The following is a 15,104-nucleotide window of genomic DNA, read 5'->3' on the forward strand; positions in this document are numbered from 1 at the left end:
CTGCCCGACCGCGACTACTACCTCGCCGACGACCCGCGGATGGCCGACCTGCGCGGCAAGTACGTCGCCCACGTGGCGAAGATGCTCGAACTGGCCGGCGAGAAGGCGGCCGACGCGAAGGCCGACGCCGACCGCGTGATGGCGTTCGAGACCGGCCTGGCCAAGCTGGCCAAGCCGCGCGCCGAGCTGCGCGACCCGATGAAGATCTACCACCGCCTCGAGCTGGACGGCCTCAAGAAGAGCGCCCCCGGCCTCGACTGGGACGCCTACTTCGCCGCGGCCGAGATGAGCCAGGTCAAGGAGATCAACGTCGCGACGCCGGAGTTCTTCGTCGGCCTCGACAAGCAGGTCGCCTCCGCCGACGCGGCGACGCTCCGCGCCTACCTGCGCTGGCACGTCGTCAGCTCCGCCGCCCCCGCGCTGTCCAAGCCGTTCGTCGACGAGAGCTTCAACTTCTACGCCCGCGCGCTGCGCGGCCAGAAGGAAAACGCCCCGCGCTGGAAGCGCTGCGGCGCGATGACCAACTTCGCCTTCGGCGAGCTGCTCGGCAAGATCTACGTCGAGACCTACTTCCCCGGCGACAGCAAGGCCAAGGCCCGCGACATGGTGCTCCGCGTCGAGAACGCGTTCGGCGCCGGCCTCGCCTCGCTCGACTGGATGGACGACGCGACGCGCGCCGCGGCCAAGGGGAAGCTCGCCGCCGTGGCCAACAAGATCGGCTACCCCGACAAGTGGATCGACTACGGCCCCGTCGAGGTCAAGAAGGACGACTTCTTCGGCAACCTGAAGCGCGCCGGCCTGTTCCTCCACCGCCGCGAGGCGAAGAAGCTCGGCCAGAAGGTGGACCGCGCCGAGTGGGGCATGACGCCCCCGACCGTCAACGCCTACTACAACCCGTCCTGGAACGAGATGGTCTTCCCGGCCGGCATCCTGCAGCCCCCGTTCTTCGACCGCAGCTTCCCGATGGCGATGAACTTCGGCGGCATGGGCCTCGTCATGGGCCACGAGCTGACCCACGGCTTCGACGACGAAGGGCGCATGTTCGACGCCGGCGGCACGATGAAGGAATGGTGGGCCGCGGCGGTGAGCGAGAAGTTCACCCAGAAGGCCGCCTGCATCGAGAACCTCTACACGAGCTACGAGATCCAGCCGGGCGTGCACGTCAACGGCAAGCTGACGCTGGGCGAGAACATCGCCGACTTCGGCGGCCTCAAGAGCTCGTTCAACGCCTTCCAGCAGTGGAAGAAGGAAAACCCGGGCGCGCCGGCCGTGGCCGGACTCACCGACGACCAGCTCTTCTTCGTCGGCTTCGCGCAGACGTGGTGCCAGCTGGCCACGCCGGAAGTCGAGCGCGAGCGGGTGAAGACCGATCCGCACTCGCCGGCGATGTTCCGCGTGAACGGGCCGCTCTCCAACTTCCCGGCCTTCGCGGCGACCTTCGGCTGCAAGGAAGGGACGCCGATGCACCGCGCGGACACCTGCGCGGTCTGGTGATCGTTCGCTTCGGCGACGAAGCCCGGCGGGCCGGCGGCGTTTGCCGCCGGCCCGTTTCTTTTCTTCCCGCCGGCATAGAATTGCGGAGCGTCGCCCTGCGGCGGCGGGAGGACGATCGATGCGGAGGAACGGGATCGCGGTCGCGGCGGCGCTGTTGGCGGCCGCCTCCTTCGCCGCGGCGCCGGCCGCGGCGGGGGAGCGGGTCAAGCTGCGCTTCGACTCGTTGATGGATCTCTCGGTCTCGTCCGCGCCGCCGATCGGCCTGCTCTCGGCGAAGACGATGCGGCTGACGAAGGTGGAGGATCTCCGTCCGGCCGAAGGGCGGGAGATCGTCGGACGCCACGTCTCCGGCGGGTCCGCCTCCCCCGTGACGACCTCCGACGCGCCGGCCGGGTTCGCCGGCAAGGTCCTCTCCGACGTCCTCGCGGCGTGGGGCGTGACGTTCACCGCCACCGACGCCGACTACCACCTCGAGTGCGGGCTGATGCAGCTCTTCGTCGAGGACGCGGGCGGCCTCTACACCGCGAAGGCCAAGCTCCGCCTCAAGGTGAACCGTCCCGACGGACAGCCGGTCTGGTCGGGGGAGATGAGCGGCGAGGCGCAGCTCGAAGGGCGCGGCGGGCGGGACAAGATCTACAACCAGGCGCTCGCCGGGGCGCTGATGTCGTCCCTGTCCCGCTTCGTCGCCGACGAGGAGCTGCAGCGGGCGATGGCCGCCGGACGCCGTCCGCGCCGCGCCGCGCCGGCGCCGCCCGCCGCGCAGCCCGCGGCGCCGGAGGCGGCGCCGGACGACGCGCCGGCCGCGGGCGCGGTGACGCCGCGGCAGCTGCTCGCCGAACTGATCCGCCTGCGCGACGGCGGCGCCGCGGACGACATCCTTGTCGCCTTCGCGCGGCAGCGGACGCTCTCTTCGGAGATGACGGCGGACGACCTGCTGGCGTTCCAGCGGGCCGGCATGCCGCAGGAGGTCGTGAAGGCCGCGCTCGAGCGGGCGCCTCGCCCCTGAAGGGGGCTCGGGCGGCGGTCGCTTCGGACGCCCCGGCCCCGGCGGAAACGCTCGCTCGGGCCGGACGCGGCGCGCGGGTCAGCAGGCCCGCGCGCGGTGCTCTTCCTGGTCCTTGACGACGAACGTGCGGTTGTCGGCGCTCTTGACGAGCACGATCCGCGGGTGGTGCGTCGCGACCTCGGCGTCGTCGAGGTCGCAGTAGGCGGCGACGATGACCTTGTCGCCGGGGCGGATCAGGTGGGCCGCGGCGCCGTTGGCGCAGCAGTCGCCGGCGCCGCGCGGGCCGGCGATCAGGTAGGTCGTCAGCCGCGAGCCGCTGGTGACGTCGTAGACGTCGATCTGCTGGAACGGCCGCATCCCGGCCGCGTCCATCAGGTCTTGGTCGAGCGTCAGGCTCCCCTCGTATTCGAGGTCGGCCTCCGTCACCGTGACCCGGTGGACCTTGGAATGGAGAAACGGGCGCCTCATCGGGCGTCTCCTTCGGCGGCGCGCTGCGCGCCGGGCTTGACGATCACGTTGTCGATCAGGCGGGTCGGGCCGACGAACGCCGCCAGCGCGACGAGCGTCTCGCCGTCCACGACGTCCTTCCGCTCGAGGTCGTCGGTCGAGACGACGGCGACGTAGTCGAGGCGCGCCGGCGGCTCGGACTCGATCGTGCGGCGCACGATCGACTCGATCTCCGCCGCCCGCCGCTCCCCGCGCTCCTCGACCAGCTCGCGCGCCTTCTCCAGCGCGCGGTGCAGCGCGAGCGCGGCGACGCGCTCTTCGGGCGAGAGATAGGAGTTGCGGGAGGACATCGCCAGGCCGTCGTCGTGGCGCACGATCGGGCAGACGACCAGCTCGACGTCGAGGCAGAGGTCCTTGGCCATCCGCCGCAGCAGCAGCGCCTGCTGCGCGTCCTTCTGGCCGAAGAAGGCGAAGTGCGGCCGCACGATGTTGAAGAGCTTCAGCACGACGGTCGCCACGCCGCGGAAGTGGCCCGGCCGGGCCGCGCCCTCGAGCGTCGTCGAGAGCCCTTCCACCTCGACGTAGGTGCGGTACGACGGCGGATACATGTCCTCCGGCTCGGGGGCGAAGACGTAGTCCACCCCCTCGCGCAGGCAGAGGTCGGCGTCGCGCGCGAGGTCGCGCGGGTACTTGGCGTAGTCCTCGTGCGGCCCGAACTGCTTTGGGTTGACGAAGACCGACAGGACGACGATGTCGCCCAGCTCGCGCGCGCGGCGCACGAGCGAGAGGTGCCCTTCGTGGAGCGCGCCCATCGTCGGGACGAAGGCGATCTTCTTGCCCTTGCCCCGCGCCTCGCGCGAGATCTCGCGCATCATGTGGACGCGGCGGACCAGTTCCATGGCGTTCAGGCCTCCCAGGCGCGGGCGCGGTCGCGCGCCCGGTCGCGCAGCGCCTCCGCCACCTCGCGCGGCAGCCGGTACGATTCCGCGGCGGAGGGGAAGGCGCGGGCGCGGACGTCGTCGGCGTAGCGCCGCACGGCGTCCACCGCCGCGTCGTGGAGCTCCGCGTAGCGGCGGACGAACTTCGGTTGGGGCCCGGGGAACATCCCGAGCAGGTCGTGGTAGACGAGGACTTGGCCGTCGCAGCCGGCGCCGGCGCCGATGCCGATCGTCGGCACGGCGACCTCGCGCGTGATCATCGCCGCGACGTCGGCGGGGATCCCCTCGAGGACGATCGAGAAGACGCCGGCCTCGACGAGCGCGCGGGCGTCGCGGACGAGGTTCTCCACCTCCTCCACCGCCCGCCCCTGCACGCGGAAGCCGCCCATCGCGAGCAGCGACTGCGGCGTCAGGCCGACGTGGCCCATCACCGGGATCTCGGCGTCCACGATCGCGCGGACGACGTCCACCCGCTTGCGGCCGCCCTCGAGCTTGACCGCCTCGGCGCAGCCCTCGCGGACGAGGCGCCCCGCGGCGAGGACCGCGTCGCGCGCGCCGGTGTGGTAGGTCATGTACGGCATGTCGGCGACGACCAAGGCGTGCGGCTTGGTCCGGGTCACGGCCGCCGTGTGGCGGACCATGTCGTCGAGCGTGACTTGAAGGGTGTTCTCGTACCCCAGCACGACCATCGCCAGCGAGTCGCCGACGAGAATCAGTTCCGCGCCGGCCGCGTCCACGACGCGGGCCGAAGGGGCGTCGTAGGCCGTGACCATGACCAGCGGCTGGCCGCCCTTGCGCGACTTGATGTTGGGGACTGTTTGCTTGCGCGGCTCGGCCGTCTGCGGGCCGTAGGCCGCCGGAGACTTCGTCGTCACTCTTCCTCCCATCTCCCCGCCGGGGTCGCCGGTCGCGGGACAGGATCAACGGGTGGTGTTTCGTTCCGCGCCGCTTCCCGGAACCGTCCTGGACTCGCGCGAGGCGGGTTCCCGGCGGTCGGCCGAAGTCGGCGCGCCGATCAGATTACACGCGGAACGGTCGGGGGCAAGCCGCGGCCCGGCGGCGGCCGGGGCCCCGGCGGGACGGTTCGGAGCCGTCCGTCCCGTCCGCGTTCCGCCGCGCGCGGTCAGTGGGAGGGGGAGTAGTACTCGACGCCGCCGCGGTCCATCGCCGAGATCCGGCGGACCAGGTCCTCGAACTCGGCGTCGTTCTTGGCGGGGTTGTAGCGGTTGGTGTCCACGACGAGGAGCGGTGTCTGGTCGTAGCGGAAGAAGAAGTAGTCGTAGGCCTGCACGACCTCTTCGAGATAGGTCTCGGAGAGGCGGCGCTCGACCTCGCGCCCGCGCTCCGCGACCCGCTTCGCCAGCTCGGAGGCGCGGGCCTGGAGGTAGATCACGATGTCGGGGCGGACGACGTCGTCCTTGAGCAGCTGGTAGAGCTTCTCGTAGGTCGCCAGCTCGATGTCGTTGAGGTTGAGGTAGGCGAAGATCAGGTCCTTCTCGAAGAGATAGTCCGAGACGACCGCCTGCTGGAACAGGTCCCCTTGCCGGATGTCCCGCTGCTGGCGGTGGCGGGCGAGAAGGAACCAGATCTGCGCGGCGAAGGCCGAGCCGCGCCGGTCCTTGTAGAAGCTCTCGAGGAACGGATTCTCGGTGGGTTCGAGCAGAAGACGGGCGTCCCAGTGGCGGCAGAGCCGTCGGGCGAGCGCCGTCTTGCCGACGCCGATGGGGCCTTCGATCGCGACCAAGCGGGGTTTCATGGGCTGCCTCGGAGCGACAACATTAGATGCGACGCGCGGTCAAGGGCAAGCGGGGTCGAGCCGCGCGAGCAACTCGGCGACCGTCGCGCCGAGGCCCGGGTGGACGGCGTCGGGCACGATCGCGGCCAGCGGGGCGAGCACGAACCGCCGCCCGGCCATCCGCGGGTGGGGGACCGCCAGATCGGGCTCGGCGATCACCAGATCGCCGTAAAGGAGCAGATCAACGTCCAGAGTCCGCGGCCCCCAACGTTCCTCCCGCCGGCGGCCGGCCTCCGACTCGATCGCGAGGGCGGCCGCGAGGAGCTCCCGCGCGGAGAGGCGCAGGCCCTCGAGCGGGGCGGCCAAGGCCTGATTGAGGTACGCTCCTTGGCCGGACGGGCCGCCGACCGGCGCGGTCTCGACGATCGGGCTGGCCAGCGTCCAGCCGAACCCCGCCTCGCGCAGCCGGCGCCGGGCGAAGGCGAGAAACGCGTCGCGGTCGCCCATGTTCGAACCCAGGGCGACTGCCGCCCACTGTGCGGGGCGCGCCGTTTCGCTATGATTGACACCCTGCAACGTGCGAACTACCATCCGCGCCGCCCGCGGCCGCGCGTTTTCCGCGCGGCGGACTGTCCGTCCATCGGACCGGAGAGTGCCTGATGCCGACCAAGAAAGCCACTCCGCAGCGCAAGCCTCACCACCGCGAAAACGAGTCGTTCCAGGCCGCCGAGAAGTCCTACGCCGCCGCGACGCAGCTCTTCGCCAAGCAGAGCTGGGCCAAGGCCCGGGACGCCTTCAACAGCTTCCTCAAGGAACACGGCGCGAACAAGGAAATCACCGACATGCTCGACCGCGCCCGCACGCTGGCTCGGATCGCCGAGTCGAAGCTATCCGCCCCGCCGGCCGTCGAGCCGGCGACCCCCGAAGAGTGGCTGCTGCACGGAATCGGCGCGGCCAACGAGGGGCGGGCGGACGACGCCCTCAAGGCGTTCGCCAAGGCCGAGGCCGGCGGCGTTCCCGCGCCGCAGGTCAACTACGCCCGGGCGGCCGCGCTGGCGCTCGACGCGCGGGCGGACGAGGCGTTCGAAGCGCTGACCAAGGCGGTCGAGGCCGACGCGCAGCTGCGCCATCAGGCGGTCAGCGACCCGGACTTCGAGAGCCTGCGCGACTTGCCCAACTTCGCGTCGCTGGTCGAGTCTCCGCACGAGGCGGAGGACGATCTGGACGAAGAGGCCGACGAGAACGAGGCGCCCGAAATGCCGTTCGGGGGCGAACGCGACCGTGGCCCGGCCCAGTACTGACCGCGCCCCGGCCGCGGTGATCCTCGCCGCCGGCGAGGGGACCCGCATGAAGTCGCGGCGGGCGAAGGTCCTCCACGAAGTGGCGGGCCGGCCGCTCGTCGAGCATGTCGTGCGCGCCGCGCTCGCCGCGGGCGCCGATCCGATCGTCGTCGTCGTCGGCGTGCAGGCCGACGAAGTCGAGCGCGCGCTCCGCGCGCGGATGCCGGAACTCGGCGCGCGGCTGGTCTTCGCGCGGCAGCCGGAGCGGCGGGGCACGGCCGACGCCGTGGCCAAGGCCCGTCCGGCGCTCGAGGGGTTCGACGGCGAGGCGCTGATCCTCTGCGGCGACGTCCCGGCCCTCCCCGCCGAGGCGCTGGCGCGGCTGCTCGCGGCGCGCCGCGAGGCGGGCGCCGCGCTGGCTGTCCTCTCCGCGGTCGTTCCCGATCCGACCGGCTACGGCCGGATGGTGCGCGGCGCGGCGGGGGAGCTCCTCGCGATCGTCGAGCACAAGGACGCCTCGGAGGACGAGCGGCGTCTGCGCGAGGTCAACACCGGCACCTACGCGGTCGATTGGCGGGCCCTCGACGGCGCGCTCGACCGGATCGCGCCGGACAACGCGCAGAAGGAGTACTACCTCACCGACGCCGTGCGGCTGCTCCTCGCCGACGGCCGCGGCGCGGTCGGCGTCGTCCATCCGCGGTTCGAGGAGACGCAGGGCGTCAACAGCCGGCGGCAGCTCGCGGCGGTCGGCCGCGCGCTCAACGCCGCGCTGCTCGACCGGCTGATGGACGGCGGCGTGACGATCCTCGATCCGGAGACGACTTGGGTCGAGGCGGACGTCGCGGTCGGGCCGGACACGGTGGTCCACCCCGGCGTGCGGCTCGAGGGGCGGACGGCGATCGGCGAACGGTGCGTCGTGCGCTCCGGCGCGCGGCTGACCGACGTCGTCGTCGGCGACGGCGCGGAGATCCTCGACTGCACAATCGCCGAGGGCGCCGAGATCGGCCCCGGCTGCCACGTCGGGCCGTTCGCGCGCCTGCGCCCGGGCACCGTGCTCGCGCCGCGCTGCAAGGTCGGCAACTTCGTCGAGACCAAGAAGACCAGCCTCGGCGAGGGGAGCAAGGCCTCGCACCTGTCGTATCTCGGCGACGCGACGATCGGCGCCGGCGTGAACATCGGCGCCGGCACGATCACCTGCAACTACGACGGCGAGCGCAAGCACCCCACCGTCCTCGAGGACGGCGTCTTCATCGGTTCGGACACCCAGCTCGTCGCGCCGGTGAGCGTCGGGCGCGGCGCCTACGTCGGCGCCGGCTCGACGATCACGCACGACGTTCCGCCGGGCGCGCTCGCGATCTCGCGCGGCCGGCAGCGCAACATCGAAGGCTGGGTGGAGCGGCGCGGGAAGAAGTGACCCCGCGCGGCCGCGGGTAGTTTGGGCGTACATAGAGCGACGGCGCCGCCGCGGGGCGGCGCCTTTCCGTCAGGAGGCGTCCTCGATGTGCGGCATCGTCGGCTACGTCGGTTTCCGCAACGCCACACCGATCATCGTCAACGGGCTGAAGCGGCTCGAGTACCGCGGCTACGACTCCGCGGGGGTCGCCCTCGCCGTGGACGGGCGGTGGGAACTGCGCCGCGCCGTCGGCAAGCTGCGCGAGCTGGAGCTGGCGCTCGAGCGGGCGCCGGCGCCGCCGAGCCGCCAGGGAATCGGCCACACCCGCTGGGCGACGCACGGCCGTCCGTCGGAGGAGAACGCCCATCCGCACCGCGATCCCGAGGACCGCGTCGTCCTCGTGCACAACGGGATCATCGAGAACTACCTCGAGCTGCGGAACGAGCTTTTGGCGCAGGGAAACGTCTTCCGCTCCGAGACCGACAGCGAGGTCGTGGCGCACCTGATCGCCCGCGAGATGAAGTCCAAGTGCGGCCTCGCCGAGGCGGTGCGCCGCACGGTGAAGCGGCTCGAGGGGATCTACGCCCTCTGCGTGATGTCGATCGACGAGCCGGACGTCGTCGTCGGCGCGCGGCTCGGCCCGCCGCTGGTCGTCGGCTTCGGCGAGGGGGAGAACTTCCTCGCCTCCGACCTGACCGCGCTGCTCGAGCACACGCGCGACGTCGCCTTCCTCGACGACCACGAGATGGTCGTCGTGCGCCCGGACAAGGTCGAGCTGTTCGGCGCCGACGGGAAGCTCAAGACGCCGGAGATCCGGCGGATCGCCTGGGACCCCGTCTCCGCGGAGAAGGGGGGCTACCGCCACTTCATGCTCAAGGAGATCAGCGAGCAGCCGCGCGCCGTCAGCGACACGCTGGCCGGGCGGATCTCGCTCGACCGCGGCGAGGTCCACTTCTCCACGGAGGAGTTCCCGCTGACCGACGACGACCTGCGCGGCGTCGAGCGTGTCCACCTCGCCTCCTGCGGCACGTCGTGGCACGCCTCGCTGGTGGCGAAGTTCTACATCGAGCGGCTGGCCCGGCTGCCGGTCGAGGTGGACTACGCCTCGGAGTTCCGCTACCGCGATCCGCTGGTCGGCCCCGGCTCGCTGATCGTCGTCGTGACGCAGTCGGGGGAGACGGCCGACACGCTCGCCGCGCTGCGCGAGGCGAAGGCGCGCGGGGCGCGGGCGATCGCGGTCTGCAACGTCCTCGGCTCGACGGCGACGCGCGAGGCCGAAGGGACGATCCTCACCCATTGCGGCCCGGAGATCGGCGTCGCCTCGACCAAGGCGTTCACCGCGCAGCTCGCCGCGCTCTTCCTGCTCGCCGTCCGCCTCGGCCTCGCCCGCGGCGCCCTGGACAACGACGGCGCGCGCCGCGCGCTCACCGACGTCGCGCGCGTCCCGGCGCTGCTCGAGCGCGTGCTGAAGCTCGACGAGGAGATCCAGAAGCTGGCGCGGCTGCACAAGGACGCGTCGGACTTCCTCTTCCTCGGCCGCGGCGTGAACTACCCGATCGCCCTCGAGGGGGCGCTCAAGCTGAAGGAGATCTCCTACATCCACGCCGAGGGGTATCCGGCGGGGGAGATGAAGCACGGGCCGATCGCGCTGATCGACCAGACGCTGCCGGTGGTCGCGCTCGCCCCCAAGGACGAGCTGTTCGAGAAGATGCTCAGCAACATGGAGGCGGTGAAGGCCCGCGGCGGCGTGCTGACGGCGCTGACGACGGAAGGGAACGACGAGCTCGACGGCGTGGCCGACCACGTGCTGAAGGTGCCGGAGGCTTCCGAGTTCGCGGCGCCGATCGTCCTCACCGTCCCGCTGCAGCTGCTCGCCTACCACATCGCGCTGCTCCGCGGCTGCGACGTGGACCAGCCGCGCAACCTCGCCAAGTCGGTCACGGTGGAGTAGCGGGCGGGGCGTTCGACGCGGCGGGCCCTCGCCGCGGCCGGCCCGCGCCCCGGCGCCGCCGCGGCGCGGTCAGGACGGGCGCGCGGCGAGCGCGGCGCGCCACGCGGCGACGCGCGCGAGCACGTTCCCCTCGACGATGTCCGCGACCCCCTTCCAGTCGCCGCGTTCCTCGCAGGCGACGATGTCGGAGAGGATCGTCCGGATCTCCTCCGGCGCGATCGGGCCGAGGCCGCCGGCGGCGAGGTGCGCCGAAAGACCGGCGAGGGCGCCGAGCCCCTGCAGCATGTGCGTCAGCTCCGGCAGGGCGTGCTTCAGCTCGCCGGCGCGCAGCTCCGCGGCCAGCGCCGGAAGGACCCGCTCCGCGGCGCCGAGGAACTGTCCCGCGGTCGCGAGCGCCTGACGCGCGATCTGCTCCCGCACGTCCCCCGCCGGACCGCCGCCCCCTCGTTCTTCGTTGTTCATCGGCCTCTCCCGTTCGTCTCCAGCATAACCCGCCGGACGGCCCGGGCTCCCGCGGTCGCGCTACAATCCAACAACACGCCGCCCCCCGGCGGAAGAAAGGCCCCCTGCGCATGCCCCGCCGCCTCCTGCTCCTCGTCCCGCTCGCCGTGTCGCTCGGCCTCCTCGGCCCCGGCGACGCCGCGGCCTGCGGTCCGGCGACGCGGGAAGCGGTCGTGCGGCGCGCCGCCACGCTGATGCCCTCGGGGCTCTCCCGGCAGCTCAAGAAGCACATCGACGAGCTCGTGGCCGGGGCCCTCGAGGGGGTCGATCCGGCGGCCCCGGTCGCCGCGCTCGACCCCGGGGACGCCGACGCGCGGCTCGCCGCGGCGCTCGACGAGGCCAAGGCGCTGCTCGACGGGCGCGCGCCGTTCGCCGCCGTCGCGCGGGCGTTGGGCAAGGCGGCCCGGGCCGCGACCGACCTCTCCTACGCGCTCCACGACGGCCCGCACGATCCGCGCGCCGCCGGCGTCGCCCCCGACTTCTGCCGCTACGTGGACCGCAAGCTGCCCAAGATCGTCTTCACCTTCCCCGGCTACGCCGACGAGAACCTCGCCGAAGGGGACGTCGCGGGGTTCGCGCGCCGCGTCGCGCGGGACGCGCGGCGCGACTACGCCGCCGTCCTCGCCAGCTACTTTCCGCCGGGACGCGCCCGCACCGCGGCCGATTTCGACGAACGCTCGGTTGCGTTCGGCGCGGCGTCCCTCGAATCTTCCCTCGCTCTGACCAGCGTCGCCCGCGCGTGGCTCTTCGCCTGGCACCGCGCCGGCGGCGACCTTTACGGAACGCCGTACCTCAACTACGAACCGGAAGGCGCCGCGGCGTCCCCGGACGGGACGGCGCCTCCCCAGGAGAAACGTCCATGAAGCCGATCCACCCCGACACCGGAGACAACGGCCGCGTCACCCCCGTCCGCCGCGCGCTCCTTTCCGTCTACGACAAGCAGGGGGTCGTGGACCTCGCCCGCGCGCTGGTCGACTGCGGCGTCGAGCTGCTCTCCACCGGCGGCACGGGCCGGCTGCTGCGCGACGAGGGGATTCCGCTGCGCCGCGTCTCCGAAGTGACGGGCGTGCCGGAGATGCTCGACGGCCGCGTCAAGACGCTCCATCCGAAGATCCACGCCGGCATCCTCGCCGTCCGCGACAACCCGAAGCACCGCCGGGACGTGGACGCCTTCGGCGCCGACCTGATCGACCTCGTCGTCGTCAACCTCTACCCGTTCGAGAAGACCGCGCGGATGGAGGGGATCGGCCTCGCCGAGATCGTCGAGATGATCGACATCGGCGGTCCGACGATGGTCCGCGCCGCGGCGAAGAACTTCCGCGACGTCGGCGTGGTCGTCGATCCGACCGACTACGACCGCGTGGTCGAGGAGATCCGCGAGCTGGGCGGGCTGACCGAGCAGACGCGCCTCTTCCTCGCCCGCAAGGCGTTCGGCCACACGGCGGCCTACGACACGGCGATCTTCTCCTTCCTCGGCCAGATCGACGCCGACGGCTCGCGCCGGCGCCCCGACTCGCTCTTCCCGCAGAAGGTCGCGGTCGAGCTGACCAAGCTCTCCGACCTGCGCTACGGCGAGAACCCGCACCAGCGGGCCGCGCTCTACGGCGAGCTGCAGGGGAACGAGCCGACGATCGCGCGCGCCGTGCAGCTTCACGGCGCGGAGCTCTCGTTCAACAACTACCTCGACCTCGACTCCGCCGTCTCGGTCGTCTGCTCGCTGCCCGGCTGCGCCGCGGCGGTGATCAAGCACAACAACCCCTGCGGCGCCGCGGTCGGCGTCGATCCGCTCGAGGCGTTCCGCCGGGCGCGCGACTGCGATCTGCAGAGCGCCTACGGCGGCGTCGTCGCCTTCAGCCGCGAGGTGGACCACGAGGCGGCGGAAGAACTCGCCGGGATGTTCCTCGAGGCGGTGATCGCCCCGTCGTTCAGCGCCGCGGCGAAGTCGATCCTCTTCCGCAAGAAGAAGCTGCGCGTGCTGCAGTGGGGCGATCCGCGCGAGTTCCGCCGCGCCGGCCTCGACTTCCGGCGCGTGTCGGGCGGCTTCCTCGTGCAGGAGTGGGACGGCGCGGACGACCTGCGCGACGCGCGGGTCGTCAGCAAGCGCCAGCCGACCGAGCAGGAGTGGCAGGCGATGCGCTTCGCCTGGGCGATGGTCCGCCACGTCCGCTCGAACGCGATCGTCTTCGCCACCGCCGACCGCACCGTGGGGATCGGCGCCGGCCAGATGAGCCGCGTCGACTCGGTGCAGATCGCGGCGAAGAAGGCGGGCGAGACGGCGCAGGGGGCGGCGATGGCCTCCGACGCCTTCTTCCCGTTCCGCGACAACGTGGACGAGGCGGCGAAGGCCGGCATCCGCGCCGTCATCCATCCCGGCGGCAGCATCCGCGACGACGAGGTGGTGAAGGCCGCCGACGAGCACGACATGGCGATGGTCTTCACCGGGCGGCGCCACTTCCGCCACTGAGCGGGGCGGCGCGGCCGACCGCCGCGCCGGCCGAAGACAAAGCGCGCCGAACGTCGGCTTCGGCGTTCGGCGCGCGAATCACGGAACATCGAATCCGCCGGGGACGCCGCGCGTCCCCGGCGTTTTCGTCTCAGCGCATTGGGCGGATCTGGAGGCTCGCGGCGAACGCCTTGAAGGCGTCGTCCGTCTGCTTGTTCTGGTAGCGGCGCGCCGTCTCCCGCGCGCGCTGCGCGGCGTCGTCGCCCGGGTTCTGCTCGAGGCAGTTGTTGAAGAACTCCACCGCCTCGCGGAAGTTCAGCGCCTGCAGCCGCTGCACGCCGGCGTTGTACCAGCCGTCGGCGATGATCCGGCCGAGGTCGGCGGGCCGATGCCCTTCGGGGATGCGGTAGAGCAGGCGCAGCGCTTCCTCGAAGTCCTCCTGCGCCCAGCGCTCCTTCGCCTCCTTGAGCTTCTCGGCCGCCTCGATCTGCGTCCGCGCGGTCGCCTTGAGCTTCTCCAGCCGATCCATCACGGCGTAGTTGTTCGGGTCGAGCCGCAGCGCCTCCTGCAGCGTCTCGACCGCCTCCGGCGCGCGCCCGGCCTCGGCGAGGTCCTGCGCCTTGGCGACCAGCGCCGGCACGTCGGCGGCGCTCGGCGCGGCCGGCTTGGCGGGCTGCGCCGCGGGCTTCGGCTTCGGCTTAGGCCGCGCTTGGTCCGGCACGGCGATCTGCTCCTGCGCGGCGTCGTTCTGGCGGCCGCTCCACCACTGCCAGCCGAACCACCCGCCGACGCCGACGAGGGCGATCGCCAGCCCGACGACGAGCGCGGGATTGACCTTGTTCCCCGAACCGGCGGCGGCCTGGGCCATCCTCGGCCGCGGGGCGTCCGTGCGCCGGGCCGGCCGCGGCGGCGGCGGGGGCGGGGGGAGCGGAACGGCGGGCGCGGGGCCGGTGACCCCGGCCGGCGCGGCCGAGCCGGCGTTCCAAGCCGCGCCGCGCTGGTCGACGTTCTTGATCGGCGCCGCGCGGACGGCCTGGATCGGGATCGAGGCGACGTCCTCGGCGGGGAGGGCGCCGACGTCGAGCGGCTGCGCGCCGGCGAACGGCGACGCCGCCTCCGCGGCCGGCGGCGCGGCGGACGCGCCGAACTCCCCGGCCGGGAGCCCCTGCTGCGCCCGGGCCTGCTCGGCGCGGCGCAGGTAGTCGATCGCCTCGGGGTGCCCCGGGGCGAGGACGAGGACTTGGTTGAGCAGCGGGATCGCGCTGTCCGGACGGCCGCGCTCGAACTCCGCGATCGCCTGGGTCAGCAGGTCGTCGGCGTCGCGCGCGGCCCGTTCGGCCAGCGCCTGGATTTCGTCCAGAAGCGACTGAGCGCCGGGCGTCTGGTCGGAGATCGCCAGCGCCCGCGCGGCGAGCTGCCGCGCCTCGTCGAGGTGGCCGTTCTCGAACTCCTCGCGGCCGCGGGCAACGAGCAGCGCCGCCTCGCCCTGCTCAGGGGCGGCTTCGTCGAAGGACGAGGCGTCGGGGCCGGCGGGCGCCGGCTGCTGGCGCGATTCGTACAGGTCGCGCGCCGCGTCCAGCAGGTCGGTCACGGCGCGGTCCTGCGGCTCGGGGGCCGGCGGGGCCGCGGTCACGGCGTACGGGCCGCCGAGGTCGCCGAAGTCGAGGTAGTTCCCTTGCGGCGACGCCGGCGGGACCGGCCCGGTCGGCTCGGGCGTCTCCAGCGCGAAGGGGGACGGGCCGCCGGCCGGCCCGGTGACGCCGGTGGCGTCGGCGAAGGCGAAGCCGCCGCTCTGCGGCGCGGACGGCGTCGGCTCCGCCGCGGGGGCGGCCGGCGCGGCCGCCGCGGAGGGCGCGGCGCCGAACGGCGCGGGCGCCGCCGGGGCGAACGCGGTCGGGGCCGCCGGGGCGAACGCC

General features: G+C 72.8%; 14 protein-coding genes. 7 read left to right on the forward strand and 7 right to left on the reverse strand.

The window, feature by feature from the left end:
• Both LLG88_00005 and LLG88_00010 read left to right on the forward strand, forming a co-directional pair.
• Positions 1-1,494, forward strand: a 1,494-nt coding sequence (locus LLG88_00005) for a M13 family metallopeptidase (protein ID MCE5245295.1), incomplete at its 5' end; no start/stop codon positions are given.
• Between the two features lie 118 nt (positions 1,495-1,612).
• Positions 1,613-2,500, forward strand: coding sequence for a hypothetical protein (locus tag LLG88_00010; protein MCE5245296.1), 888 nt, complete (start codon positions 1,613-1,615; stop codon positions 2,498-2,500).
• 78 nt (positions 2,501-2,578) lie between these two features.
• On the opposite strand, the gene LLG88_00015 is transcribed toward LLG88_00010, so the two are convergent.
• The 5 genes from LLG88_00015 to folK form a co-directional block, all read right to left on the reverse strand.
• Positions 2,579-2,968 carry an aspartate 1-decarboxylase gene (locus LLG88_00015; protein ID MCE5245297.1) on the reverse strand — a complete coding sequence of 130 codons (390 nt, stop codon included), beginning with the start codon at positions 2,966-2,968 and terminating at the stop codon, positions 2,579-2,581.
• On the reverse strand, positions 2,965-3,846 hold the full coding sequence (panC, locus tag LLG88_00020) for a pantoate--beta-alanine ligase (GenBank protein ID MCE5245298.1): 882 nt from the start codon (positions 3,844-3,846) through the stop codon (positions 2,965-2,967). The genes LLG88_00015 and panC overlap by 4 nt, the downstream gene beginning before the upstream one ends.
• 5 nt (positions 3,847-3,851) lie before the next feature.
• A complete protein-coding gene (gene panB, locus LLG88_00025; GenBank protein ID MCE5245299.1) occupies positions 3,852-4,760 on the reverse strand; it encodes a 3-methyl-2-oxobutanoate hydroxymethyltransferase in 909 nt (302 codons plus the stop codon).
• 248 nt (positions 4,761-5,008) lie between these two features.
• On the reverse strand, positions 5,009-5,641 hold the full coding sequence (locus tag LLG88_00030; GenBank protein MCE5245300.1) for a deoxynucleoside kinase: 633 nt from the start codon (positions 5,639-5,641) through the stop codon (positions 5,009-5,011).
• 39 nt (positions 5,642-5,680) lie between these two features.
• Positions 5,681-6,211: a 2-amino-4-hydroxy-6-hydroxymethyldihydropteridine diphosphokinase gene (folK, locus tag LLG88_00035; protein MCE5245301.1), complete on the reverse strand. Its 531-nt coding sequence runs from the start codon at positions 6,209-6,211 to the stop codon at positions 5,681-5,683.
• A gap of 68 nt (positions 6,212-6,279) precedes the next feature.
• On the opposite strand from folK, the gene LLG88_00040 reads away from it, so the two are divergent.
• The 3 genes from LLG88_00040 (at position 6,280) to glmS (ending at position 10,244) form a co-directional block, all read left to right on the forward strand.
• Positions 6,280-6,921 carry a DNA replication terminus site-binding protein gene (locus LLG88_00040; GenBank protein ID MCE5245302.1) on the forward strand — a complete coding sequence of 214 codons (642 nt, stop codon included), beginning with the start codon at positions 6,280-6,282 and terminating at the stop codon, positions 6,919-6,921.
• On the forward strand, positions 6,902-8,314 hold the full coding sequence (gene glmU, locus LLG88_00045; GenBank protein ID MCE5245303.1) for a bifunctional UDP-N-acetylglucosamine diphosphorylase/glucosamine-1-phosphate N-acetyltransferase GlmU: 1,413 nt from the start codon (positions 6,902-6,904) through the stop codon (positions 8,312-8,314). The genes LLG88_00040 and glmU overlap by 20 nt, the downstream gene beginning before the upstream one ends.
• A gap of 85 nt (positions 8,315-8,399) precedes the next feature.
• Positions 8,400-10,244: a glutamine--fructose-6-phosphate transaminase (isomerizing) gene (glmS, locus tag LLG88_00050; GenBank protein MCE5245304.1), complete on the forward strand. Its 1,845-nt coding sequence runs from the start codon at positions 8,400-8,402 to the stop codon at positions 10,242-10,244.
• A gap of 69 nt (positions 10,245-10,313) precedes the next feature.
• Here the strand turns inward: glmS and LLG88_00055 are convergent, their stop codons facing one another.
• Complete coding sequence (locus tag LLG88_00055) at positions 10,314-10,706, reverse strand: hypothetical protein (GenBank protein MCE5245305.1); 393 nt, start codon at positions 10,704-10,706, stop codon at positions 10,314-10,316.
• Positions 10,707-10,816: 110 nt separating this feature from the next.
• Between LLG88_00055 and LLG88_00060 the strand changes: the two genes are divergently transcribed.
• Positions 10,817-11,608, forward strand: coding sequence for a hypothetical protein (locus LLG88_00060; GenBank protein ID MCE5245306.1), 792 nt, complete (start codon positions 10,817-10,819; stop codon positions 11,606-11,608).
• On the forward strand, positions 11,605-13,209 hold the full coding sequence (purH, locus tag LLG88_00065; protein ID MCE5245307.1) for a bifunctional phosphoribosylaminoimidazolecarboxamide formyltransferase/IMP cyclohydrolase: 1,605 nt from the start codon (positions 11,605-11,607) through the stop codon (positions 13,207-13,209). Before LLG88_00060 ends, purH begins: the two co-directional genes overlap by 4 nt.
• Positions 13,210-13,339: 130 nt before the next feature.
• On the opposite strand, the gene LLG88_00070 is transcribed toward purH, so the two are convergent.
• Positions 13,340-15,104, reverse strand: a 1,765-nt coding sequence (locus tag LLG88_00070) for a hypothetical protein (GenBank protein MCE5245308.1), incomplete at its 5' end; no start/stop codon positions are given.

It is taken from the genome of bacterium, assembly GCA_021372775.1.
GTDB lineage: Bacteria > Acidobacteriota > Polarisedimenticolia > J045 > J045 > JAJFTU01.

Bases quoted from the DNA above. Each gene is read 5' to 3' on its own strand.
- LLG88_00010 (MCE5245296.1), top strand. From the start codon at position 1,613: ATGCGGAGGAACGGGATCGCGGTCGCGGCGGCGCTGTTGGCGGCCGCC.
- LLG88_00015 (MCE5245297.1), bottom strand. From the start codon at position 2,968: ATGAGGCGCCCGTTTCTCCATTCCAAGGTCCACCGGGTCACGGTGACG.
- panC (MCE5245298.1), bottom strand. From the start codon at position 3,846: ATGGAACTGGTCCGCCGCGTCCACATGATGCGCGAGATCTCGCGCGAG.
- LLG88_00030 (MCE5245300.1), bottom strand. From the start codon at position 5,641: ATGAAACCCCGCTTGGTCGCGATCGAAGGCCCCATCGGCGTCGGCAAG.
- folK (MCE5245301.1), bottom strand. From the start codon at position 6,211: ATGGTAGTTCGCACGTTGCAGGGTGTCAATCATAGCGAAACGGCGCGC.
- LLG88_00040 (MCE5245302.1), top strand. From the start codon at position 6,280: ATGCCGACCAAGAAAGCCACTCCGCAGCGCAAGCCTCACCACCGCGAA.
- glmS (MCE5245304.1), top strand. From the start codon at position 8,400: ATGTGCGGCATCGTCGGCTACGTCGGTTTCCGCAACGCCACACCGATC.
- LLG88_00055 (MCE5245305.1), bottom strand. From the start codon at position 10,706: ATGAACAACGAAGAACGAGGGGGCGGCGGTCCGGCGGGGGACGTGCGG.
- LLG88_00060 (MCE5245306.1), top strand. From the start codon at position 10,817: ATGCCCCGCCGCCTCCTGCTCCTCGTCCCGCTCGCCGTGTCGCTCGGC.
- purH (MCE5245307.1), top strand. From the start codon at position 11,605: ATGAAGCCGATCCACCCCGACACCGGAGACAACGGCCGCGTCACCCCC.